18 protein-coding genes are annotated in these 21,384 nt (G+C 73.1%); 9 read left to right on the forward strand and 9 right to left on the reverse strand.

Annotated features, from left to right (window positions below; translation table 11 throughout):
• Nucleotides 1–76 precede the first annotated feature (76 nt).
• A complete protein-coding gene (locus ACFVSN_RS10465) occupies nt 77–496 on the reverse strand; it encodes a hypothetical protein (RefSeq protein ID WP_387954508.1) in 420 nt (139 codons plus the stop codon).
• 439 nt (nt 497–935) lie between these two features.
• On the opposite strand from ACFVSN_RS10465, the gene ACFVSN_RS10470 reads away from it, so the two are divergent.
• From ACFVSN_RS10470 to ACFVSN_RS10485, 4 genes are all read left to right on the forward strand, one after another.
• Nucleotides 936–1,829 (forward strand): alpha/beta fold hydrolase, encoded by an 894-nt coding sequence (locus ACFVSN_RS10470; protein WP_387954696.1) that lies wholly within the window; start codon nt 936–938, stop codon nt 1,827–1,829.
• Between the two features lie 298 nt (nt 1,830–2,127).
• Nucleotides 2,128–4,341, forward strand: coding sequence for a serine/threonine protein kinase (locus tag ACFVSN_RS10475; RefSeq protein ID WP_387954510.1), 2,214 nt, complete (start codon nt 2,128–2,130; stop codon nt 4,339–4,341).
• Nucleotides 4,342–4,420: 79 nt separating this feature from the next.
• A complete protein-coding gene (locus ACFVSN_RS10480) occupies nt 4,421–4,798 on the forward strand; it encodes a hypothetical protein (RefSeq protein ID WP_387954512.1) in 378 nt (125 codons plus the stop codon).
• 627 nt (nt 4,799–5,425) lie between these two features.
• Complete coding sequence (locus ACFVSN_RS10485) at nt 5,426–7,066, forward strand: M4 family metallopeptidase (protein ID WP_380437216.1); 1,641 nt, start codon at nt 5,426–5,428, stop codon at nt 7,064–7,066.
• Nucleotides 7,067–7,259: 193 nt separating this feature from the next.
• Here the strand turns inward: ACFVSN_RS10485 and ACFVSN_RS10490 are convergent, their stop codons facing one another.
• The 3 genes from ACFVSN_RS10490 to ACFVSN_RS10500 all read right to left on the reverse strand — a co-directional run bounded on the left by ACFVSN_RS10490 (nt 7,260) and on the right by ACFVSN_RS10500 (nt 10,744).
• Complete coding sequence (locus ACFVSN_RS10490) at nt 7,260–8,507, reverse strand: MFS transporter (RefSeq protein ID WP_387954514.1); 1,248 nt, start codon at nt 8,505–8,507, stop codon at nt 7,260–7,262.
• 342 nt (nt 8,508–8,849) lie between these two features.
• The gene (locus ACFVSN_RS10495; protein ID WP_387954516.1) at nt 8,850–9,812 is read right to left on the reverse strand and encodes an ABC transporter substrate-binding protein; all 963 of its coding nucleotides are present in this window, start codon (nt 9,810–9,812) and stop codon (nt 8,850–8,852) included.
• 71 nt (nt 9,813–9,883) lie between these two features.
• Entirely contained in the window at nt 9,884–10,744 is an 861-nt protein-coding gene (locus ACFVSN_RS10500; RefSeq protein WP_380489569.1) for a MerR family transcriptional regulator, read from the reverse strand.
• Nucleotides 10,745–10,945: 201 nt separating this feature from the next.
• Here ACFVSN_RS10500 and ACFVSN_RS10505 point away from each other — a divergent pair, with 201 nt between their 5' ends.
• From ACFVSN_RS10505 to ACFVSN_RS10515, 3 genes are read left to right on the forward strand one after another with little or no spacing between them, the layout of a single operon-like run.
• On the forward strand, nt 10,946–12,640 hold the full coding sequence (locus ACFVSN_RS10505) for a flavin-containing monooxygenase (protein WP_387954518.1): 1,695 nt from the start codon (nt 10,946–10,948) through the stop codon (nt 12,638–12,640).
• Nucleotides 12,637–13,641 carry an alpha/beta fold hydrolase gene (locus tag ACFVSN_RS10510; protein ID WP_387954520.1) on the forward strand — a complete coding sequence of 335 codons (1,005 nt, stop codon included), beginning with the start codon at nt 12,637–12,639 and terminating at the stop codon, nt 13,639–13,641. The genes ACFVSN_RS10505 and ACFVSN_RS10510 overlap by 4 nt, the downstream gene beginning before the upstream one ends.
• Nucleotides 13,638–14,549 (forward strand): SDR family oxidoreductase, encoded by a 912-nt coding sequence (locus ACFVSN_RS10515; RefSeq protein WP_387590064.1) that lies wholly within the window; start codon nt 13,638–13,640, stop codon nt 14,547–14,549. Before ACFVSN_RS10510 ends, ACFVSN_RS10515 begins: the two co-directional genes overlap by 4 nt.
• Before the next feature lie 127 nt (nt 14,550–14,676).
• On the opposite strand, the gene ACFVSN_RS10520 is transcribed toward ACFVSN_RS10515, so the two are convergent.
• The gene (locus tag ACFVSN_RS10520) at nt 14,677–16,026 is read right to left on the reverse strand and encodes a PLP-dependent aminotransferase family protein (protein WP_387954522.1); all 1,350 of its coding nucleotides are present in this window, start codon (nt 16,024–16,026) and stop codon (nt 14,677–14,679) included.
• A 103-nt stretch (nt 16,027–16,129) separates the two neighbouring features.
• On the opposite strand from ACFVSN_RS10520, the gene ACFVSN_RS10525 reads away from it, so the two are divergent.
• Entirely contained in the window at nt 16,130–16,792 is a 663-nt protein-coding gene (locus ACFVSN_RS10525) for a LysE family translocator (RefSeq protein ID WP_387954524.1), read from the forward strand.
• A gap of 87 nt (nt 16,793–16,879) precedes the next feature.
• Here ACFVSN_RS10525 and ACFVSN_RS10530 read toward each other — a convergent pair whose 3' ends face one another.
• From ACFVSN_RS10530 to ACFVSN_RS10545, 4 genes are all read right to left on the reverse strand, one after another.
• The gene (locus tag ACFVSN_RS10530; RefSeq protein ID WP_387954526.1) at nt 16,880–17,944 is read right to left on the reverse strand and encodes a serine hydrolase domain-containing protein; all 1,065 of its coding nucleotides are present in this window, start codon (nt 17,942–17,944) and stop codon (nt 16,880–16,882) included.
• The gene (locus tag ACFVSN_RS10535; RefSeq protein ID WP_387590073.1) at nt 17,941–18,876 is read right to left on the reverse strand and encodes a DUF6895 family protein; all 936 of its coding nucleotides are present in this window, start codon (nt 18,874–18,876) and stop codon (nt 17,941–17,943) included. The genes ACFVSN_RS10530 and ACFVSN_RS10535 overlap by 4 nt, the downstream gene beginning before the upstream one ends.
• Entirely contained in the window at nt 18,873–19,790 is a 918-nt protein-coding gene (locus tag ACFVSN_RS10540; protein WP_387954528.1) for a hypothetical protein, read from the reverse strand. Before ACFVSN_RS10540 ends, ACFVSN_RS10535 begins: the two co-directional genes overlap by 4 nt.
• 185 nt (nt 19,791–19,975) lie before the next feature.
• The gene (locus ACFVSN_RS10545) at nt 19,976–20,185 is read right to left on the reverse strand and encodes a hypothetical protein (RefSeq protein WP_380437191.1); all 210 of its coding nucleotides are present in this window, start codon (nt 20,183–20,185) and stop codon (nt 19,976–19,978) included.
• A 155-nt stretch (nt 20,186–20,340) separates the two neighbouring features.
• On the opposite strand from ACFVSN_RS10545, the gene ACFVSN_RS10550 reads away from it, so the two are divergent.
• Nucleotides 20,341–21,114, forward strand: coding sequence for an SDR family NAD(P)-dependent oxidoreductase (locus ACFVSN_RS10550; RefSeq protein ID WP_387954530.1), 774 nt, complete (start codon nt 20,341–20,343; stop codon nt 21,112–21,114).
• Nucleotides 21,115–21,384: the final 270 nt, after the last annotated feature.

Genomic DNA, 21,384 nt, shown 5'->3' on the forward strand with positions numbered 1-21,384 from the left:
CCGTCCGACGCCATCTGGCAGCGCCTGGTCCCGATAGGACCTTCGCCCGGATCCCGCCCGGCCCCCGCCCGGGCCGTCAGCCGCGCTCGTCCGGCGCAGCGGCAGCGGCGGCGGCGGTTCCGGGCTTCGGCGCGTCGGCGCTCTCCTCCAGTGCGTCGGCGCGCCGCCGCAGTTCGGCCGCGATGTCGTCCCAGTCCGGTCCGTGCAGGACCAGGCTCATGGCCGCCTCGCGCATCAGCTCCGGCTCGTCCGGGCGCTGGAGGAGCACCAGGCGGTAGGCGAGGTTGCGGATCCGCACCGGCAGGTAACCGTCGCAGAGGTACGGGCAGAGCTCGCGCAGCATGGCCAGGATCGTGTCGGCGTCCGCGAACGTCAGCGACTCGACGAAGTAGCCCTCGTCGTGGTCCGGTTCGGTGCAGGGGCCGGGTGCGACCGGTTCGGGCCGGTACTCGTCGCCGTAGAGGCACCGCGCGTGGTCGGTCAGGCTGCTGTGCATGCCGGGAGCCTACGGCTGTTTGTCACGGATGTCCGTTCCGGGTCGTTCACATCTTATCTTTGCGCATTACTCACGCGACGGACACGAAGTGTTCGGGTTACGGTGTGCCCGGGCGGTCAAGGTCGGGTCCGGCGGCACATGTCGTCCGGGCCACCGGGGCCGCCGTTCGTACGGGCGGCCGGGGAGGCGCCCGGCGCCGCCGAGCGGTGAGGACCGACCCGCGCATCCGGCACTGCAGGCCGGTCGCCGGCCGGTCCGATCGGGCGGGCGGCGCGTCACGGCGATCCGTGACGGCGGTCCGTTGACCGCTGTCCGTGGCGGCCGGCCGTGACGGCGAGCTGCCCCGGAGAGCCGTGACGGAGAACTGTGGCGGCGATTCATCACCAATCACGACGAACCATGTTCCAGAGTTCCAGGGGGGAACCGGACTGTGCACGAAATGACTGTGGGGGCGGCAGCGCGCGCCCGGACGGCCTCGCGCCCGCGGCGCGGTGGCGGCGCGACCGTGCCGCCGGCGATGGCGGCCCTGTCGGAGCGGGTCCCCGGCGGGGTCCGCCGGGGCGAACTGGACCTCGGCGGCCGGGTGCTGCGCTGGGTCGAGGCGGGCCAGGGAGGGCCGACCGTCGTCCTGGTCGCCGACAGCGGCGCGCCGGCGCTCACGTGGGCGCCCGTAGTGCCCGAACTCGCCCGGTTCGGACGGGTCGTGGCGTACGACCGGGCCGGGCTCGGTGCGAGCGACTTCGACGCGGGCCTCACCCTGGAGACCCAACTCGCCGACCTGGTCGCCCTGGTGGAACACCTCGGCGACGGCCCATGCGTGCTGGCCGGACAGGGCTGGGGCGGCCTGCTCGCCCAACTCGTCGGCTGGCAGCGGCCAGAGCTCGTCGGAGGCCTGGTCCTGGTGGATCCGGTGCACGAGGAGTTCCACGCGCCGGCCGTCCGCGCCGCCGAGGCCGCGATGGTACGGATCGGACTGCTCCGGTCGGCCGTCGCTCCCGGTGCCGGGGCCGTCCGCCCGGGCCGCCACCAGTGGCGCACCGCCGTCGCCGAGAACCGGTTGATGACGCTCGCCGTGTCCGAGATCCGGCGCCGCCGCTCCGCCGCGCGCACGACCGACGTGCCGCTGGCCGTCCTCAGCGCGACCGAGGGCCTGCCGGCGGTCCTGCGCACCCGCTGGACGATCCTGCAGTCGCGCATCGCCGAGCGTGCGACCCGCGGCACCCACATCGTCGTGCGCGGCGCCGGCCACGTCATCCACGCCGACGACCCCGGGGCCGTGACGGCAGCCGTGCTGGAAGTCGCGGAGCACGCCCGGCAGTCGGCGCGCGCCTGAGGCGACGGGTTCCTCAGGTGGCGCGCCCGGGGAGGCGCCGGCCGCGTCCGGGACGGCGGGCACACGCGGTTCACCGAGGGGCCCGGTGCGCCGGGCGTGACCGCTGCGCCGCGTGCGCCCCGGTACGCCCGGTGGCTCCCGGTGCAACCCGTGTGCCCCGGTATGCCGAGCGTGTGCGAAACGCCCTTGTCATCGGAGGAAACCTGCTCGTACGGCGGGTGATGGCGCCGCGGCACCCTCTGGCACACTGTGTGCCCGAAGGCCCGCTGGGGAGGGTCATGACATCTGGGGGCAGGGGATGACGGGACGGGGGACCGTGCTCGGCGGGCGCTACACGCTCACCGAGCGGATCGGCGGCGGGGGCATGGGCACCGTCTGGCGGGCCGAGGACGGCGTGCTGGCGCGCCAGGTCGCCGTCAAGATCCTGCACTCGGCGTTGTTCGAGGACGGCACGTTCGTCCGGCGCTTCCGGCGCGAGGCACAGATGGTCGCCGCGATCGACCATCCCGGGATCGTCGACGTGTACGACTACGGCGAGAGCGGTTCGGGCAGCCGCGGCGCCTCCGGCGGCACCGGCCGCGCGGACGGCCCGGAGGGCGAAGGAGCCGCCACCGGCGGGGCCGCCGCCGACGACGGGGACGACGGCGAGCGCTGCGCCTACATCGTCATGGAGCTGATCGAGGGCCGCCCGCTCGACCAGGTCCTCGCCGCCGACGGCCCGATGTCCCCCGAGCGCGCCTTCGCCCTGCTCGCGTCCGCGCTGGACGCCCTGCAGGCGGCCCACCGCCAGGGCATCGTCCACCGCGACATCAAGCCGTCGAACCTGATGGTGCGCGCCGACGGCCACGTCACGATCACGGACTTCGGCATCGCCCGCGCGGTCGCCAGCACCAAGATCACCGCCTCGCACGCGATCATCGGCACCGCGCTCTACATGGCGCCCGAGCAGGCCGAGGGCAAGGGCGGGGTCGCGCCGGCCTCCGACCTGTACTCGATCGGCGTGGTCGGCTACGAACTCCTCACCGGGCGGCCGCCGTTCGAGGGCCAGAGCGTGCTGGAGGTGGCGCTCAAGCACGTGCGCGAGCCCGCGCCGGAGCTGCCCGCCGCGTTCCCGCCCGCGGTGCGCCTGCTCGTGACGAGGGCGCTCGCGAAGAAGTCTGAGGACCGCTACGCCGATGCGGCCGCGATGGCCGCCGCGGCCCGGTCGGCGATCGGCGCCCCGGGCGCGGACGTCGTCCCGGAGGAGGTGGTGGCGCGCGCCCGGGCCGCCGCTGCCGCAGCCGCTGCGGCCGCCGCCGCCGATGAGGAGGCCGAGGCGGGCCCGGCGGGCCCGGCGGGTGCCGAAGGCAAGAACGGCCGGCCGGGGAAGGAAAGCGGCGGTACCGGCGGGGGAGCGCCGAACGAGGTGGCGAAGGTGGGCCCGCAGCAAGCCACCGAGCCGGGGCGGCGCCGGTCGCGGCGCGCGATGCTGGTGCCCGTCATCATCCCGGTCGTCATCTCGATGGGCACGGCGACCGTCCTGCTCGTCGACCGCGGCCCCGGCGGCGCGGACGCCCACACGCCGCCCGGCGCGCAGCCGACCGTCGCGACGGCCCCGGCGACGCCGGGCGCCCCCGGCACGACGGGGACGGACACCACGCCGACCCCGTCCGCGACGGCCACGACGGCCACCCCGCCCCCGGCCGACACCCCGGGTGCGTCCGCCGCCCCCAACCAGCCGCCGAACCCGGCGAGTCAGCCGCAGGTGCCCGTTCCGGCGCCCGGCAGCGGCGGCAACGGCGCAGGCGCCGGTACGGGCGGCAACGCGGGTTCGTCCGGTGGTGGCCGGGGTACCGGCAGCGCGTCCGGTGGCGGTGCGTCCGGTGGCAGCGCGTCGGGTGGCCAGTCGAATCCGTCGGGCGGCGGCGGTGGCGGTGCGGGCGGCACCGGCAACCAGCCCGCCAACAACGGCAATCCCCAGCCCCAGCCCCAGCCAGGTGGCGCGGCGGGCGGCGCGGCGGCGGGCGGTGGCGGTGGCTCGCCGTCCGGCGGTGGTGCGCCCGCCGGTGGCGGATCGGCCTCGACGCCGACCAATCCCAGGCCGGCCGGGTGCGGCGGGAGCGACTGGGTGACCATCGTCAACGTGCGGTACGGCCTCCCGCTCGGGCTGCAGAACGACAACCTGTCGGCCGGCAACCCGGCGGTCCTGGGCGGAGCTTCGGCGTACGGCTGGATCGCCACGCTCGGAGCGGGCAACTACACCAACTACAACGCCTGCAACAAGAGCGGCCCCCTGCTCGTCCAGAACATGGACGGGATGGGCCCCGGTTCGACCGCCACCGTCGCGCTGAATTCCGGGTGGAACCCCCTGAGCGCCTGGGTCGTCCGGCCCGCGAGCGCCGCGGGCACGTACACGCTCGCCGAGAACGGCGGGGCGCGGTGTCTGACCGGAAACGGTTCGGGCAGCCCCGTCACCATGACGGCCTGCACCGACGGACTGGCAGCGCAGCAGTGGCGGCTCACGAGTGGCTGACGCGGCGGAGGTCGGAGGCAGCTCCGGCGGCTGCTCCGGGGGCTGCGACGAGGAGGAACCGCGGCCGCCCGTCGCCGGGATGACGATCAGCGTCCGGACCCGCCGCGACGTCGTGGTCGTCGATCCGGAGCGCTTCCTGGCCGCGGCCCGGGCGGCGTTCCGCGAGCTGTACCCGGGCGCGACGGAGGAGGACGCCCGCCGTCACGTCCTGGACGTGACGGACGCGGTGGACGTGCTGCTGGAGCGCGACGGCGTCCTCGCCCCCGGGCTGCGGGACGCGGGGGCCGGCAGGTGCGGGCCGCTGCCCGGACGCCGCGTCCTCGACCGGCCCGACGGTCTCTCGCCCGCCGGCGAGATCCAGCAGATCGTCCTGGGCGACCCCGAGCCCTTGCAGGACATCGTGCTCCCCCAATTCGCCGAGGGCCGCGACCTGTTCGCGCTGCCGCCGACCGAATGACCGGACGGGGGCGCCCCGCTCGCTGCACCAGGCGGGGTAGCCGCGCCCTCGGGAGTCGTTCCGGCAGCATTGGTACGGACCATCGCGGGAAATCTCGATGATTCCCCAACTCGCCGACTGCGCACCGGAGTCGGGCGAACACGCAAGTCAGCGGGGCTAGCAGACGCCTCGACTGCGAACAAGCGCGACCGGTGGCGGGACCTCGCCAAGCGGATGTCAAGACTCCGTATCGAAAGTTTTACAGGCGTGTAAAACTCGCCCGGCGACCCGTCATCTCCCACCGGTGGAGCGGCCGGTGTGACATCGGCCCAGGCCGGCGGACATCGTTCGAGTGGTAACCCACTGCAAGGGCGGGTGGAATTCCCCGGTTTGTCCGTGTCGCTGGATGTCCGTCAGGTTGGCGGGACCTGGCCACTTGATGAAGTAGACCTGTCAAAACGCTTATCGGGTTGTCATGCTTTTTGACAGCCCCCGCCGGCAGCCCCCACCCCCACCCCTCGGTGGTCTGCCGTTCGATCGCAACGGGGCCCAGTACGCCAGTGCCCGTCCCGCCCCACAGGTGCCGACCCCGGCCCCCGGGACGCGGTGCGACCGCGCACAGACGCGGTTTCCCGGAAGGACTCGTACGTGAAGCGAAAGCTCGCAGCCGTCGCCGTGCTCTCGGCCACGGCCCTGCTGACCGGCGTGATCCAGGTGAGCACCACGGCCGCGCAGGCCGCCCCGACCGCCGCGCTGCAGGCGCAGGCCGCCCACCAGCACGCCACCGTGCTCGCGGTGGCGAACGGCGAGGCCGGCCCGCTTGCCAAGCAGCTCGCCCTCGGCGACCAGGAGAAGCTGGTCGCCAAGGACGCGGTGATCGACGCTGACGGCACCCGCCACCTCCGCTTCGAGCGGACCTACGCCGGCCTGCCCGTCATCGGCGGCGACCTGGTGGTCCACCAGGCCAAGGACGGCGCGGTCAAGTCCGTGAACAAGGCGGTCGCGGCGCAGCTGAGCCTGCCGAGCCTCACCCCGCGGATCCCGGCCGACAAGGCCGCCGACAACGCGGCGGGCGCGGTGCGCGCCACCGTGGGCGTCACGCTGGACGCCGACGAGTCCCCGATGGCCGACGTGCACCAGGCCGGTGCCGCCGAGCTGGTCGTCTGGGCGAGCGACGGCAACCCCCGCCTGGCCTACCGGGTCCAGGTCGAGGGCACCCGCGCCGACGGCACCCCGAGCCGCCAGGTCCTCGTCACCGACGCGGCCACCGGCGCGGTGCTGTCCACCCACGAGAAGATCGAGACCGCGGCCGGCACCGGCAACGGCGTCTTCGTGGGCAACGTCCAGCTCAACACCGCCCAGAGCGGCTCCTCGTACTCGCTCAAGGACGACACCCGCGGCGGCCAGTCCACCAGCGACATGAGCAACGGCACCAGCGGCAACGGCTCGCTGTTCGCCAACAGCACCAACAGCTTCGGCGACGGCACCGCCGGGAACCGCGAATCCGCCGCCGTGGACGCCCAGTTCGGCGCCGCGACCACGTGGGACTTCTACAAGTCCACCTTCAACCGCAACGGCATCCGCAACGACGGCGTCGGCGCGGCGAGCCGCGTGCACTACGGTTCCAACTACGTCAACGCGTTCTGGAGCGACGACTGCTTCTGCATGACCTACGGCGACGGCCAGGGCGACACCCACCCGCTCACCGAGATCGACGTGGCCGGCCACGAGATGACGCACGGCGTCACCGCCGCGACCGCCGCGCTCAACTACTCCGGTGAGTCCGGCGGCCTCAACGAGGCCACCTCGGACATCATGGGCACGATGGTCGAGTGGTACGCCAACCTGCCCTCGAACCCGCCGAACTACTGGATCGGCGAGCTGATCAACCTGAACGGCGACGGCAAGCCGCTGCGCTACATGGACCAGCCGAGCAAGGACGGCTCGTCGGCCGACTACTGGTCCGCCGACGTCGGCAACTCCGACGTGCACTTCTCGTCGGGTGTGGCGAACCACTTCTTCTACCTGCTGTCCGAGGGCAGCGGCGCGAAGTCGATCAACGGGTTCGACTACAACAGCCCGACGTACGACGGCTCGACGCTCGCGGGCATCGGGCGCGACAAGGCGGCCCAGATCTGGTACCGCGCGCTGACCACCTACTTCACCTCCACCACCGACTACGCGGGTGCCCGTGCGGCCACCCTCAGCGCGGCGACCGACCTGTACGGGGCGAACAGCGCCGAGTACAACGCGGTCGCGGCCACGTGGACTGCGGTGAACGTCAACTGACGGTACGTCAGGTAAGCTGCGCGGGCCGCGGTGCGGTGACAGTGGCGCGGCGACCGCGGTGCAGTGACGCGGGGCCAGTGAAGCTGGTGCTGTGATGCAGGTGCGTTGATGCGGTTGCGGTGATGCAGGAGGGGACGCGGTGTTCCCCGGCGGGGGCGGCGGTGGGATGACCACCGGCGCCCCCGCTGCCGTTTCACGCGGCGGGCGACGCGGCCTTCGCGGCAACGGGCGCGGGCGGCGTCGAGTGCCAGCGCCGGAATCGGTGCTCGGTCGCGGTGCAGGCGGTGAGGACGAGGGCGGTCGCCGCGGCGGCCGCCGTGACCGCGAAGGGAGCGCCCGGCGAGAAGTGGTCGGCCGCCCAGCCGCTGACGAAGGTGCCCGCCGACTGGGCCAGGATGAGCGCGCTGACCAGCGCTGCCATCGCCTCGCCGAGACGGGCGGCCGGCACCGTGCGCTCGACCAGGCCGAACATCGTGATCATCTGCGGCGCGACGGCGACCCCGAGGAAGCCGACGGCCGCGGTGAGCGCCACGAGGCTCCCGTCCGCGAAGAACAGGACGCAGGAGGCTGTGAACAGCAGGGCGGTGCCTGCCCGCAGGCGCGGCGGCAGGCCCCAGCGGGCGGGGAGCGACGCGGTGGCGATGCCCGCGATCGAACTGGTGCAGCCCAGGAATCCGTACAACAGCCCTGCGGAACCCGGCCGGCCCAGCGCCTCGGTGGTGGCGGTGATGCCGACCTGGACCGAGCCGAAGCAGGCGCCCAGCAGCGCCATCCCGGCCATGAGGAGGAGGTAGGGAGTGTTGAACAGGCGCTCGGCGGACTGGGATTGGGCGTGGACCGGGGTCGGCACACCGGTCGCGGCGGTTGCGGCGGTCTCGGCGGTCGGGTGCAGGGCGAACAGCGTGGCGCAGACGCCGGACAGCACGGCAGCGGTGAGCATCCCGGCGGACGGGGAGACGGCGGTGGCGAGCATGCCGACGAGTGCCGGGCCGGCCGTGAAGCTCACCTCGTCGACGATCCCGTCCAGCGCCAGCATGGCCGAGGTCAGCTCCGGTTCACCGGCCGACAGCCGGACCCAGCGGCTGCGCGACAGCGGGCCGACCAGTGGGACGGACAGGCCGGTCAGCGCGGCGGGCGCGATCTGCCAGCCGAGCGCGAGCCCGTGCTCGGAGGCGGCGACCAGGGCGACCAGGGCGGCGGCGTTGACCAGGGCGGCGGCCAGTCCGACCGTGCGCTGCCCGCGCCGGTCCGCCAGCCGTCCGACGATCGGACCGCCGATCGCCTGACCGCCCGCCAGGGCCCCGGCCACCAGCGAGCCGGACCACACGCTGCCGGTGTTCCGGCTGACCAGCAACAGGGTGCCGATCGGGCTCATCGCGTTCGGCAGCCGGCCGAGCAGTGACCACAGCAGCACCCGGCTGCCCGTCAGTTGCGTTGCCATGCGGAAGTTCACGGCCACGGACACGGTGCAGGCCTCCTCTGCGGAACCGGTACGGGCGCCCGCCTCCCGTCTCCGGCCCGACCAGGTGACAGCGACCTACGGGTGAGCCTAGACGGTAGAGGTGACGGCGGTGTGACGGTAATCGTTTGATCACCCGGTGGAGTCGAGGGGTGGGGGAGGGGTGATTGGAGGAGTGGCCAAGGGGGGTGAGGGAGGTGAGGGGGCGGTGGTGGGGCGGGCGACGGCGAACAGGTAACAGATGACAGATTTCAACATCTGTTATCTGTTACCTGTCATCTGTTCGCCGTCGACGGTTGGCTGTCGCCCGTCACCTGTCGCCCATCAGCCGCCCACGAGGTCCTTCCGCATCTGGTCGAGGATCAGCCCGGCTCCCGTGTACCCGATGCCGAGCATCCACAGCCCGTCGTCCACCTGGAACACCCGGCCGTTGCGGACGGCGTCGAGGTTCCTCCACAGCGCACCGCCCAGGATCTTCGGCTGGTCGGACTTCGCGGCGTCCCCGTACACCGAATAGAAGATGACGTCGGCCGCGGCCTGGTCGACCTGCTCGGGGCTGATCTCCAGCGAGAACCCGGGCTTGTCCTGGTTGGCGGGCCGGCCGACCCCGAGGCCCTTGAACAGCGATCCGACGAAGGTGTCGTTCAGGTAGAGCCTGGTCGGCGCGCCCGCGAGGAAGCGCGCCATCTCGACCCTGGTGGCCGCGGCCTTGGCCGGTCCGCCGAGTGCGGTGATCAGATCCCGCACCTTCGCCTGGTACGCGGCCTCGGCCGCCGCTGCCTCCGCTTGCCGCCCCAGCGCCTCGGCGTGCAGCCGGACGTTCTCCTTCCAGGTCGGTCCGGTGGTCTTGGACAGTACCGTGGGCGCGATCTTGGCCAGCTGGTCGTACCGCTTGTCGTCGCGCACCTGGTTGCTCAGGATGAGGTCCGGCCGCAGCGCGGCGATCGCCTCCAGGTTGGGCTGGCCGATGGCGCCGACGGCCTTCGTGTCCGCGAGCCGGTCGCCCGGGAGGTAGTCGGGGAAACCCGCGCCGTCGCTGACGGTGGTCGCGCCGACCGGGATGATCCCGAGAGTGACGGCCGAGTCGAGCGCGTCCGTGTCCAGCACGACCACGCGGGAGGCCCGGGCCGGCACGGTGCTCTCACCGCGCGCGTGCCGTACCGTCCGCGTGCCGGCCGAACTCGCCGCCGGTGACGGACTGTCGGCTCCGCAGGCGGCGAGCGCGAGGCCCGGGGCGAGTCCGGCGGCGAGACCGAGGGCGGCGCGGCGGCTCAGGTGTCCGGGCATGGGCGGCTTCCTCCGGCGACGGTCCAACGGGCGGGCAGGGCGCGGGAATTCCTGCCCGTCACGCGTGCGCGCTACGCGTCGGAGCCGCTGCCGTCCTCGCTGCCGTCCTTGCCGCAACTCTCACTCCCGCTCTCGCTCCCGTCCTCGCTCCCGTCCGAGCCCTCCGCGCCGTTCTCCCTTCGGTGGCGCAGCAGTTCGTCGTACTCGGCGTGCACGCGGCGGTCCATCGCGAGCGCGAACTGGGCGTCCGCGACCGTCCGGGCCAGCGGGCGGACCCGCAGGATGCGCTCGGTGAGGCGGGCGGCCTCGCCGGGGGGCAGCGGGGAGTCGGCGGACAGCGCGCCGAGGATGTGGTCGGTGACGACGTTGATGAAGATCTCGGCGATCGCGTCGACGTGCGCCTGGGTACGCCGGCTGGCGTCCAGGACGGCCGACAGCGGTACGCCCTCCGCGACCAGCGCCGTCGTGGCGTCCATCAGGCGGCGGCTGATGTGGGTGATGCCGTCGTCGGTGACAGTGATGTAGCCCTGGGCGAGGGATTCGGCCGTGTTCTCCTCGGTGAGCTGGTCGCCGAAGCCGTCCTTGAGCTCGTCCCAGGTCAGGCGCACCGGCGTCTCGTCCGACCAGGGCGCGATGATGGCCGCTTCCAGGCCGATCAGTTCCGCGACGTCCCGCCCGCTCTCGCCGGCGCCGATGAGTTCGGTGATGCCGCCGAGGGTGTGTCCGCGTTCGAGCAACTCGCCGATCATGCGCAGGCGGGCCAGGTGCTCCTCTCCGTACCAGGCGATGCGGCCCTCTTTGCGCGGCGGTTGGAGCAGTTTGCGCTCGCGGTAGAAGCGCAGCGTGCGGGTGGTGATGCCAGCCGCTTCGGCCAGTTCCTCCACCCGGTACTCGCGTTTTCTGTCGTCCGCAGCAGCTCTGGCCTTGTCCACGGCGATCAGCATAGGACGGTCCGCCGCGGTCGCCGCCGGAATCGGGGCGGTCGGCCGTCTTCCCAGCGCTGTCGGCAAGGGCTACCCTGCCAACCATGCCAGTGATTGCTGGCATGGTTATCGGGATTCCGGGCAGAACGTCCGGGAGAGTTCCTCTTGGCGGAGAGCACGCGACCGCCCCCACCCTCAGGAGGACGCCGCATGGCATCCAGCACCAAGCGCCCCCGGCCCGGCGCGTCCGCCGCCCCCGAGGCGTCCGAAGCCGCCGAAGGCGCCGGCGCTGTCGAAGCGGCCGAGGCCGTCGAGCTCGTCGAGGCCGTCGCGTTCGCCGGCGACGTCGAGGTCGTCGAGGTCGTCGACGAAGAGGCGGCCGAGGCCGTCCCGCACGTCCGGGTGGCGGTCGTCGGTGCCGGCTTCGGCGGCCTCGGTGCCGCCGTCCGGCTGCGCCGGGCCGGGATCACGGACTTCGTCGTCCTGGAGCGCGCCGACTCGGTCGGCGGCACGTGGCGCGACAACAGCTACCCCGGGTGCGCCTGCGACGTCCCCTCGCACCTCTACTCCTTCTCCTTCGCGCCCAACCCCGAGTGGCCGCGCAGCTTCTCCGGCCAGCCCGACATTCGCGCCTACCTGGAGAAGGTCGCCACGGTCTTCCGACTCCGCCCCCACCTGCGCTTCAACGCCGAGGTGCTGGAGGCCCGTTGGGAGGGCGAGCACACGCGCTGGCGGATCACCACCACGGCCGGCACGTGGACCGCCGACGCCATCGTCTCGGCCTCCGGCCCGCTCGCGGACCCGCAGATCCCCGACCTGCCCGGCCTGAGCGCATTCACCGGCAAGGTGTTCCACTCCTCCCGCTGGGACCACGACTTCGACCTGACCGGAAAGCGCGTCGCGATGGTCGGCACCGGAGCCTCCGCCGCCCAGATCATCCCGTCGATCCAGCCGAAGGTCAGCAAACTGACGGTCTTTCAGCGAACGCCCGCCTGGGTCCTGCCCCGTCGTGACCGCGAGATCACCCAGCTGGAGAAGTGGCTGCACGGCCGGTTCCCGGTGACCGGCAAGGTCCGCAGGGGGACGCTCTTCGCGCTCCGCGAGCTCCAGGTCGACGCCTTCGTCCGCCGGCCCGGCCTGCTGCGCGCCGTCCAGCGGCTCGCCGAACACCACATCGCCCAGGGCGTCCCCGACGCCGGGCTGCGCGCCAAGCTCACGCCGGACTACCGGATCGGCTGCAAGCGCATCCTGCTCAGCAACACGTACTACCCGGCGCTCGCCGCCGCCAACACCGAGGTCGTCGCCTCCGGCCTGCGCGAAGTGCGCGGCTCCACACTGGTCGCGGCCGACGGCAGCGAGCACGAAGTGGACGCCATCGTCTTCGGCACCGGCTTCCACGTCACCGACATGCCCATCGGGGCAAGGGTGTTCGGCGCGAACGGCACCAGCCTGGCCGAGGAGTGGAAGGACGGCATGGAGGCGCTGCGCGGCTCGACCGTGCGCGGCTTCCCGAACCTGTTCTTCGTGATCGGCCCCAACACCGGCCTCGGCAACAGCTCGATGATCCTCATGATCGAGTCCCAGCTGAACTACGTCGTCGACGCGCTCACCACGCTCGGCTCGATCGGTGCCGCCGCCATGCAGCCGACCGCCCGCGCCCAGCGCCAGTGGAACCTCGAACTCCAGCACCGGATGGACCGCACCGTCTGGTCCACCGGCGGCTGCCACAGCTGGTACCAGGACCAGAACGGCAAGAACACCGTGCTGTGGCCCGGTTCCACCACCGCGTTCCGCCGGGCCACCCGCAAGGTCGACCTCGGCGAGTACGAGCTCATCATGCGCGCGACGCCGGCCACCGCGTCCGACTCGGCGCAGGCCATGACCGCCCAGGGAGTGTCAGCATGAGTCCGCAGCTTTCCCCCGATTGCGTACCGCCCACGCCTGTCGAGGAGTTGGCCGTCCGCTCCGCCGACGGGCTGCGCCTGCACGTCGAGATCCACGGCCAGCCCGGGGCGCCGACCATCGTGCTCGCCCACGGCTGGACCTGCTCGACCGCCTTCTGGGCGCCGGTGATCCGCCAACTCTCCGACCGCTACCGGCTCGTGGCCTACGACCAGCGCGGTCACGGGCACAGCGAGATCCCGCCGAGCGCGGCCCGCTACTCCACCCGGGCACTCGCCGATGACCTCGCCGCCGTCCTCGCCCGGACGGTCCCGGCCGGGGAGCGGGCCGTCCTCGCCGGCCACAGCATGGGCGGGATGACCATCATGGCGGCCGGCGGACGGCCCGAGGTCGCCGAACGCACCGCCGCCGCCGTCCTCGTCTCCACCGGTCCCGGGCGGCTGCTCGACGAACTCGCCGTCCTGCCCGAGTCGTTCCGCCCGGCCGGGCTTCGCCGCTTCCTGCACGGCCGACTGCTCCACTCCCGGATGCCGCTCGGTCCGGTCTCGGCGGTCAGTCGTGCGGCGCTCAAGTTCGCGACGATGGGGCCGGATTCGGCGGCGGGCCGGGTCGAGGCGACGGCCCGGATCGTGCACGCCTGCCCGACCACCGTCCGCGCGCGCTGGGCGGGTGTCCTCGGACGGCTGGACGTCTTCGCCGGACTCGGCCGCCTCGCCGCGCCGACGTCGGTCATCGCCGGCACGGCGGACCGGCTGACACCACCGGTCCACGCTCACCGCATGGTCGCCGAACTGCCCGACCCGCAGGGGTTGTTGCTGCTTCCCGGGGTTGGTCACATGTCGCCGTTGGAACGGCCGGTCGAGGTCGCGGCGGAGATCCACCGAATGGCCGTGGCCCATCTGACTGCGGACAGCGGTCCCGCCGCCGATTCCGCCCCCGGTTCCGTCTCCGGTTCCGATTCCGATTCCGATGATTTTGACTCCGAGAGGAGCGTCGTCGCATGAACGCCATACCGCCGTTGTCCGCCCAGGTCGTCGTCGTCACGGGGGCCGCCCGGGGTGTCGGCGCGTCGCTCGCGCGCAAGCTCGCGCGCCGCGGGGCGAAGGTCGCGCTGCTCGGGTTGGAGCCGGCCGAACTCAAGGACGTCGCCGCCCAGTGCGGCCCGACCGCGACCACGTGGGAGGTCGACGTCACCGACCTCGACGCTCTCGATGACGCCGCCCGGCGGATCAAGGAGCATTACGGCCGGATCGACACCGTCGTCGCCAACGCCGGGATCGCCATCGGGGGGCCGTTGGTGGACAGCGACCACCGGGCGTTCAGCCGGGTGATCGAGGTCAACCTGCTGGGCAGTGTGGCCACCGCGCGGGCGTTCCTCCCCGCCCTCATCGAGAGCCGCGGCTACCTGCTCCAGATCGCCTCGCTCGCCGCCCTGACGCCGTCGCCGCTGATGAGTGCGTACTGCGCGAGCAAGTCGGGGGTGGAGGCGTTCGCCCACTCGATCCGTGGCGAGGTCGCCTACCAAGGGGTCAAGGTCGGTGTGGGGTACCTGAGTTGGACCGACACGGACATGGTGCGCGGTGCCGACGAGGACGTCGTTCTCAAGCAGATGCGCAGCCGCCTGCCGTGGCCGGCCAACAAGACCTACCCGCTGGAGCCGGCCGTGGACCGGATCGTGGCCGGCATCGCCCGGCGCTCCGCGCACGTCTACGCCCAGGCCTGGCTGCGCGGCATGCAGCCGGTCCGGTGGCTGCTGCCGAGCCTCATCGCGGTGGTGGGCTCCCGGGACGTGGCCAAGCTGGCCCCGCAACTGGCCGCGACCGCCGCCTCGCGCCTGCGCGCGGTCGGCGCGGGCGGAGCGGCTGACACGGTGGCGCGCAGTTCTGACAGTGGTGCGCGGGCGGACGGTTGACGGTCGGCTCGTGGTGAGGGGGCTCGGGCGCGGGGTAGTGGCGAGCGACGGGTAACAGATGACAGCTGACAGATAACAGATTTCGAAATCTGTTATCTGTCAGCTGTTCGTCGTCGCCCGTCGGCCCTCACTCCAGCAGTTCCTCCGGCGTGCTCCGGGCGATCCTGGCGAGGGTCTCCAGGGCATGTGTCAGGACCGGGACCGGCGGCGACGCGAGGCCGACCCGGACGGCGGACGGAGACACCCTGGGGTCCACGGCGAAGGCTGCGGCCGGGGTGATCGCGATGCTCTCGCGCGCCGCGGCGGCCACGAACGTTTCCGCCCGCCACGCCGCCGGCAGTTCCCACCACACGTAGTAGGAGCACGGGTCTGCGCGCAGGTGCTGTCCTGCCAGCACTTCCCGTGCGAGTAGCTGACGCGCGGTCGCATCCGAGCGCTTCGCCGCCTCGACCGCCGCGACGGCGCCGTCCCCGACCCAGCGGACGACCGCCTCCAGCGCGAACCCGCTGGGCGTCCATCCGCCGGACCGCAGTGCTGCGGCCATCCGGTCGCGGAATGCGCCGGGGACGACGGCGAACCCGGTGGTCAGGCCCGGGGCCAGGCGCTTGGAGACGCTGTCCACCAGGATCGTTCGCTCGGGCAGCAGGGCTGCGAGGGGCACGAGGTCGGGTCGCAGGAAGGACCAGATGGCGTCCTCGATGACGGGCAGGTCGAGACGGCGCAGCTCGTCGGCGAGGGTTGCCCGGCGCTCGGGTGGGAGGCTTCCGCCGAGCGGGTTCTGCAGGCGGGGCTGGAGGTAGACGGCGCTGAGCGGCGCGGCCCGGTGCGCGGCGGTGACGGCGCCGGTCCGGAGGCCGTGCTCGTCGACGGCCAGTGGTACGAGAGTGATCCCCAGCCGCTGCGCGACGGCCTTGACCACGGGGTACGTCAACGCCTCGACCCCGAGCCGCCCTCCGGGCGGTACGAGCGCGGAGAGCGCGCCGGCGACCGCCTGCCGGCCGTTGCCCGCGAACAGCACGTCCTCGGGCGATGCCTGCCACGAGGGCGAGCCGTGCGGCCCGGACGCCAGCTGGGCGAACGCGTGGCGGGCGGCGGCCGTCCCGATTGCCCCCACCGGGCGCAGCGCGGCGTCGAGTGCGTCCGCCCGAAGCATCGGTGCGAGGGCGGCGCCGAGCAGCGCCTGCTCGGGCACGACGGGGTAGTTGAGCTCCAGGTCGATGGGTGCCCCGGCCGGTTCGGCGAGCGGGATGTGGGGGCCGGGCGCCCGCTGGTCGGCGCGGACGAAGGTGCCGCGGCCGACCTCGCCGGTGGTGAGCCCCCGGAGGGCCAGTTCCCGGTAGACGCGCCCGGCGGTCGAGGCGGCGATGCCGCGGCGGCGGGCGAAGGCGCGTTGGGTGGGGAGCTGTTGCCCGGGGCGAAGCCGTCCGTCGGTGATGGCGTTGGCGATCTCGTCGGCGATGAGCCGGTAGTCGTCCATCGACGGGCCCTCCGTGTCGGTCGTGCTCGGCGGGATTGCGCTGATTGCACCGAGCGCAAAGTTATCATTGCATCGAGCTCGGAGTGCGGCCTAGCCTCCTCGCATGGACCTGCTGATCCCCGCCGCCGCCCCGCACGCCCTGCTCGGAATCGCCGCCGTGGCGCTGGGCATGGTGCTCACCCCCGGGCCCAACATGATCTACCTGGTCTCGCGCTCGATCGCCCAGGGCCGCCGGGCCGGGCTGGTGTCGCTGGTCGGGGTCGCGGCCGGATTCCTGGTCTACCTCGGGGCCGTGACGGTTGGCGTCGCCGCGGTGTTCACGGTGGTGCCGGCGCTCTATGCGGCGATCAAGCTCGCCGGGGCCGGGTACCTGCTGTGGCTCGCGTGGAAGGCTGTCAAGCCGGGTGGCGCGCCGGTCTTCGCGCCGCAGCAACTGCCGCACGACTCGCCGCGCAAGCTGTTCGGGATGGGCTTCCTGACCTGCCTGCTCAATCCCAAGATCGCCATCATGTACCTGTCCCTGCTGCCCCAGTTCGTCGACCCGGCGCGTGGTCACGTCGCGGCCCAGAGTCTGGTGCTCGGCCTCACCCAGGTCGTCGTGGCGGTCACCGTCAACGGACTGATAGCGGCGAGTGCGGGCAGCATCGCGTCCTTCTTCAACCGTCGCCCGGCTTGGCTCCGCATCCAGCGCTACGCGATGGGCACGGTCCTCGGCGGACTCGCCCTGCACATCGCGGCGGACCGGGCGAAGGCGGTTGCGGTCTGAGCGGGTGGGGAGCGGCGGATGGCAGCCGACGGATGACAGATAACAGCTGACAGATAACAGATTTCGAAATCTGTTATCTGTCAGCTGTTATCTGTTCCCCGCCACCTCCCTCAGCACCCCGTACCCGACCCGCAGGAACCGCCCGTCCATCGTCGGCCCGGTGTTGGCGAGAGCGGCGACGGCGCTCTCCGTCTGTGGTGAGAAACCCACGAACGCGGTGAACCCGCGCGTGGCGCCGGAGTGGAAGAACAGGTCCCGGTCGCCGGCCCGTCGGTGGTTCCACACCAGGCACACCTCGTCGCCGGACCCTGGCAGTCGCAGCCGGGGGAGCTGCACCTCCCGCAGCGCCGCGCCCAGCTCGCCACCCGGCTCGCCGTCCCCCGTGTCGCCCGACTCGCCCGGCCACGTGCCGACATGCGCCTGCAGGAAGCGCAGCAGGTCCGCGCCGCTCGCCCGGGCCGCGCCCGCGCCCGGAAGGCCGGGCATCCGCCACGGCGGCAGTGCCCGGCCGCGCCGGTGTCCGATGGCGCGGTCCGGGGTGTCCGGCGCGCAGGCCAGCGTCCGCAGCCCCAGGGGCCGGCCGATCCGTTCGGCGAGGAGTTCGGCGTACGGCGCACCACCCGTCTCGGCGAGGAGGCGGCCGAGCAGTGCGACCCCGTAGTTGGAGTACCCGTACCGGCTGCCGGGCTTGGTGCGGACGGTGGTTCGGGCCACCGCATTCCTCAACTCCTGCTCCCCGTAAGCCCCGTACGGATTGCTGTACCAGGCCCGGACGGCGCCCGCCAGCAGGCCGGGCGGCAGGCGGTGGAGGCCCGCGGTGTGCGTGGCCAGGTGGAGGAGTCGGATCGGCCCGCCCGATCGGACGGTCAACGGCCGCCAGGAGCACGGGAGGTGGAGTTCCAGCGGATCGTTCAGCGTGAGTTCGCCGCTCGCGGCCATCGCCGCGAGCAGCAGCGCGGTGAACGTCTTCGTGACGGAACCGAGTTCGAAGACGGTGTCGGGCGTGCAGTCCGGCGCGCTCGGGGCGCGTCCGAGCCGCCCGTGGCACCGCACCTCCGCCGAACTCCCGCGCGCCATGGCCAGAGTGACGGCCGTCGCGGACGGTCCGGCCGCCTCGACCAGGGCGGACAGACTCCTGTCCGCCCCACTCACGTCGCCACCGGCGTGCCGCCGAGCGCGCGGGACAGGGTGATGGTGGCGGCCACCACCCCCACTACCGCCGTGTGTTGGTGGTCCCGGAAGGCCTGTTCCGGGTCCGCGTCGACCGGTTCGGAGTCGCGTGGCAGCAGCCCGTCCGCGTGCTGTGCGGTGACCAGCGCGTCCCAGCCCTGCCGCCCGGTGACCGGTTCGCCGACGCACGCGTCGACGGCGAGCAGTTCGGCGGCGAGGTCCCACTGTCCGATCTCCAGCCAGACGTCGAGCCAGACGGGCAGCCAGTCGCGCACGTAGGCGCGCACCGGTTCCGGCAGGCCGTCCGGGCGGGCGCCCCAGTCGGTGAGGTGGAAGACGGTGTGGGTGATCCGGTAGGCGGTCATCCAGTCGACGGCCCACGGCTCCGGTGTCGCACCGAGCCAGGTGGCGGCGGCGAGTGCCGCCCAGTCCGGTCGGTCGGCGAGCCCGACGATCCGGCGGGCGTTGGCGACGGCCAGCTTCCGGTTGGGTTCGGCCTCGACGGCGTGGACCGCCCGCAACCGGCCGAGCGAGTCCAGGAGTTCCTCCATCGCGGCGTGCCGGTAGCCGGCGCGGGCGAAGTGGGCGTACGTCTCCAGCGGGTCGGTCATCGCGAGGTGGCGCAACTGTCGTTCGTACAGGAGGTCGCCCGCGCGCACCTGGTCCCAGGCGAAGTCGAGGAGGCCGTGTGCCGTGCGGGTGTCGCCGGGGCCGGTCACGCCGTCGCGCAGGACGAGGGAGGCGGCGAGGGCGAGTTCGCCGAGCGGCTTGTAGGCGTCGTTGGGGTCGGCGAGGTCGACGACGGTGTTGTCGGGGAGCCGGCCGAACCCGTTCCGGCGGCCGGTGTCCAGCCAGTCCAGCGCGTGCGAGCCGAGGCGTTGCGCGGTGGCCAGCACGCGCGTGTCGGCCGTCATCGTGCCGCCCTCGCCCGGACCGGTTCCGGCGGACCGTTCAACAGGCGGTCGGCGATGGCGAGTTCGAGCAACGTGCGGGCGCTTCCGTCGCCGGTCAGGTGGATCCGTTCCAGCACGGGCCCGACCTCCAGCCGTAGCGGACGGCCGTCGGCCCGCGCCCAGGCGAGCCAGCGGGCGAGCCGGGCGGCGGTGCGAAGGTCCCGGCGGAGCATCGAGCGGGCGGTGCCGCGCGCGAGGTCGAGGGTGTGGGTGCGGGCGAGTTCGTGCACGGGGCCGTCGAGACCGGGCAGGGCGAGCACGGACAGCTGCGCCATGCGGACGGACCACGCCTGCCAGTCGCGCGGGCCCGGGGGCGAGCCCGGTCGGGGGCCCGGCCGCGGCACGGCGGCGGGAGGCGGGGCGGCCTCGCCGCCGTACGGTGTGCGCGCGAGCAGTGCGGAGGCCGCCCAGTCCTGCCAGGCGATCACGAGGTTCGCATCGTCGGCGGGCGGAGGTGGGCCGGTCGGGGTACCGTCCCACGAGTCGGCGGCGGGCGGCGGAAAGACCCGTCGGGCTTCGGCCAGTAGCCGGGCTGCGGCGTCGTCCAGCGGCACGAGGGTCGACTCCTTCAGCGGATTCGACGGATTCGACAGATCTGACGGATCCAACGGAGCCAACGGATTCAGTGGATCCAACGGTGAACGAGCGTTGAAGAGTTGAGGAGCGAACAGGTCCGGGCCGAGTATGCGCGCCGCCGCGAGCACAGCCCCGGGTACGGAGCCCTCCGGGTCGGTCAGCAAGGAGGCCAGCAGCCCGTCAGGCTCCGTGAGCGAGGCCGTTCCCCCGGCGCCCCGGAGGGCGTCGAGGGTCCGGCGGGCCATCCGCTCGACGGCCGCGGCGTACTCGTCGCGCAGTGGTGTCTCGGCGAACGGCATGGTGCGCTGGTCCTCCTTCCGGAGTCCGGGAGGGTTCACGAGGGAACCTCGACGGCTCACGAGAGGTCTCGGGGATGGCGGCGGGTCGCAGGTGTCGTGGCCGCGGCCGTCGCCGTGGCCGTAGACCGGGCGGTCAGCAGGCCAGCAGGCCACCGACTACGGACTACCGGCCGCCGGCTGCCGGGCTACCGGCTCGGCCGCTCCTCGGGCCGCTTCGGGCTCGGCTCCTTGGGCGACAGCAGGAGCAGCAGCGCGACCGCGGCGTCGGGGCGGTACGTGGGCGCGTCGGTCACGACGGCCTCGTCCTCCACCATCAGGCTCGCGAGTGTGACGGCCTCGACCGGCGTCGCGCTGGGTGACACCGGGCCCGCTTCGGTCCGGAACTGAGTAAGCATCAGGCATGCCTCCTCACGCGGATGTCATCACCCGGTTGGGCGATGCCCCTGTCCGACCTTACGAGCCGGGCCGGGGCCGTGCATCCGCAGTCCGCTGAGCAGGGATGTTGCCCTGGGTGTGGGCCCGGTCGCGGCGAGTCGGTACGGTCGGGGGCATGACCACAGCCTTGATCACCGGCGCGACCGCCGGCATCGGAGCCGCGTTCGCCCGCCGGCTCGCCCGCGGCGGCTACCGGCTCGTCCTGGTGGCCCGCGACACCGAGCGCCTGGAGCGCACCGCCGCCGACCTGCAGGGGAAGTACGGCGTCGAGACGGAGGTGCTGACCGCCGACCTCGCGACCGACGAGGGCATCGGCGCCGTCGAGGCGCGGCTGGCCGACGCCGCCCGCCCGGTGGACCTGCTCGTCAACAACGCGGGCTTCGGCAACCGCGGCCCCTTCCTGACCGTCCCGCTCCAGGACGAGCTGGACATGCTGAAGGTGCACGTCGAGGCGGTCCTCCGGCTGACGACGGCGGCGCTGCCCGGGATGCGCGACCGCGGCCGGGGCGCGATCATCAACGTCGCCTCCGTGGCGGCGTTCCTGCCGCGCGGCACGTACGGGGCGAGCAAGGCGTGGGTGGTGAGCTTCACCCAGGGGGTGCTGCGCGACCTCGGCGGCAGCGGGGTGCGGATGATGGCGCTGTGCCCGGGCTTCACGCGGACCGAGTTCCACGAGCGGGCCGGCATGGGCACCGGCAACATCCCGTCCTGGTCCTGGCTCTCGGCCGAGCGGGTCGTGGAGGAGGCGCTGCGCGACCTCGGGCGCGGCCGGTCGGTGTCGGTGCCGGGCAAGCGGTACAAGGCCGCGGTGGCGCTGGCCCGGGTACTGCCGTCCGGGAAGCTGGGCGGGCTCTCCAACAAGGCGGCGCGCACCTACCGGACGGACTGACGGCGCGGGACGGACCGACCGCGCCAGGCGGGTGGAACGGGCGCGGCGGGCGGGTGGGACGGGTGGACGGGGCGGACGGACCGACCGGTCGGCCGCGCCAGGCGGGTGGACGGGCGGCCCCCGTTCACCCGCGGCACACGGCGTGATCGGGCGGGCGGCCACGCGCGCCGCGGGAATAGGGCGACCCTCACTATTAGCTAGTCTAACTATGAGCTACTCTCGCTATGCTGGCGGCCGCCCGGCTGCCCGGCCGCCCGACCCCCGGAGGTC

This window comes from Kitasatospora sp. NPDC057904 (assembly GCF_042887925.1).
Taxonomy (GTDB): Bacteria; Actinomycetota; Actinomycetes; order Streptomycetales; family Streptomycetaceae; genus Kitasatospora.